A 1,673-nucleotide genomic window follows, 5' to 3' on the forward strand; every position below is an offset into this window, starting at 1 on the left:
CGGATTTATTATGAGGCGTTTATGAGGTAGTCGCTTGTATATGAGGGAGGTGGTGGCGGATTGGTTAAATAATGAGGCAACAACATATAATTATATGGGACATTTAGAGGCGGTGGCGTAACAAATTTTAGGATTATGAGGCGTGATTTAAGCCCTTGCGAAAAGAAAGTTGCTATTATTTAGCCATGCTAATGCTTGTTTATAAGTTTTGAAATGATTTTGCATTAAGCTCATAAATCATATAATCAACTGCTTTTTCTATTGTTTTTGGAAAACCTAAACTTGAGCTTAATATTTTTCTATTTTTAAGCCGATCGTTTTTCGTGTCATACCAAGCTAAAAAGTCTAAAATATCACTTTTTAAGCTTGAAAATAAAATATAAGGAGGACGAATAAAATCAATCAAAGCTAAAAAATCGCTTAGTCTATAATATCCTGCTTTATAGGATTGTGTATTCGTTTGCAAATACGGAGGATCAAGGATTAAAAAAGCGTTTTTATTGTCCTTATACTCATTCAAAAGCTCTTTAAAATCCATTTTCACACGCTTAACCCCCTCTAAATAGCCTTGAGCATTTCTGTTAATTTCTCCATTTTTATAAAACCAAGATTTTTTAGCAAGTTCTTTGAAGTTTTTCGCATAATCCCCACTAAATAAAACAAAACTTGATATGCTTAAATAATCAAGCTCTTTATCTTCTTTTTCTTTCTGTTGTAAATAAGCTAAGATTTTTTCCTTTGTGTTACCATATATTTTTTCATTTGTTTTAAAATTCTTAAGCTCATTTTTTAAAAAGCTTAAAATCTCATTAGTTTGTGGGATTTTTTCAAGCCTTGAAGTGTAATCGTCAAAATCATTAAAAATAACTTCATTTTCTGGGAAATAGTATTTAAAGGTATTTGACAAAAGACCACTTCCACCAAAGGCATCTATGAAAATATAATCCTTTTGACCGCTTTGCTTTATCTCTTTAATCAACTTAATAACATTTTTCAAAGCATTTTTTTTATTGCCTTGAAAAACTAAGGGAGGCTTAGAATAAAAAACTTGTTTTTCTTCGAAATTAAAAAGATTTGACATTTTTTTCCTTGTTTATGTTTTTTTGGCAAAATTGTTTCGTGCAGTTGAGGGCTTGGATTGGCTGTGTGCGGACGAAATTCCCTCTAAATCTCGTGCTTTTATATATTCAGCTTCTTTACTTTTACCCTCTTTTGTGTTAGAATTATTATTGTGAGTTTCAAGCGTTTTTAACTCTGTCCCCATATCGCTAAGAGCTTGAGTAGGCAAGGGGCTTTTAAATTCTACTTCTAAAGCTTTATTAATATCGCTTTTTAAGCTTTTTAACCTACTTTTTGGTAGTCCCGTTACAAAGAGCTTATCATTATCTTGCGTTATCAAAACATAATACAAACTTTTATCATTTTTAACAAATGTCTTAATATATTCGCTTCTTTCATGTTCTAAACCTAGTCTTATATCCCAACTTTTCAAAGTAGGCTCAACTAAATTTAAAAAACTAAGCCTTGTTTTGCTATCTTCCTTACCTTTCAAATGCTTTAAAAAGTTTTCTTTATTTATAACTTCACTAAAGCCATTTTTCAAAAACTCTTCCTCGCTAAGCTTTGCTGGCAAGGCTTCGCCCTTGATATTTTCAAGTAAGCTTAAAGCCTCT

Annotated in this window: 1 protein-coding gene and 1 pseudogene; both read right to left on the bottom strand. The window is 31.0% G+C overall.

All coding sequences use genetic code 11. The annotated features are described in order from the left end of the window. Positions 1 to 199: 199 nt before the first annotated feature. Positions 200 to 1,081, bottom strand: coding sequence for a DNA adenine methylase (locus DMB92_RS09070; RefSeq protein WP_142682743.1), 882 nt, complete (start codon positions 1,079 to 1,081; stop codon positions 200 to 202). A gap of 12 nt (positions 1,082 to 1,093) precedes the next feature. Beyond that, positions 1,094 to 1,673, bottom strand: a pseudogene (locus DMB92_RS09225) (hypothetical protein); the annotation flags it as partial.

The organism is Campylobacter sp. MIT 99-7217 (genome assembly GCF_006864365.1).
Taxonomy (GTDB): domain Bacteria; phylum Campylobacterota; class Campylobacteria; order Campylobacterales; family Campylobacteraceae; genus Campylobacter_D.

Bases quoted from the DNA above. Each gene is read 5' to 3' on its own strand.
- DMB92_RS09070 (WP_142682743.1), bottom strand. From the start codon at position 1,081: ATGTCAAATCTTTTTAATTTCGAAGAAAAACAAGTTTTTTATTCTAAG.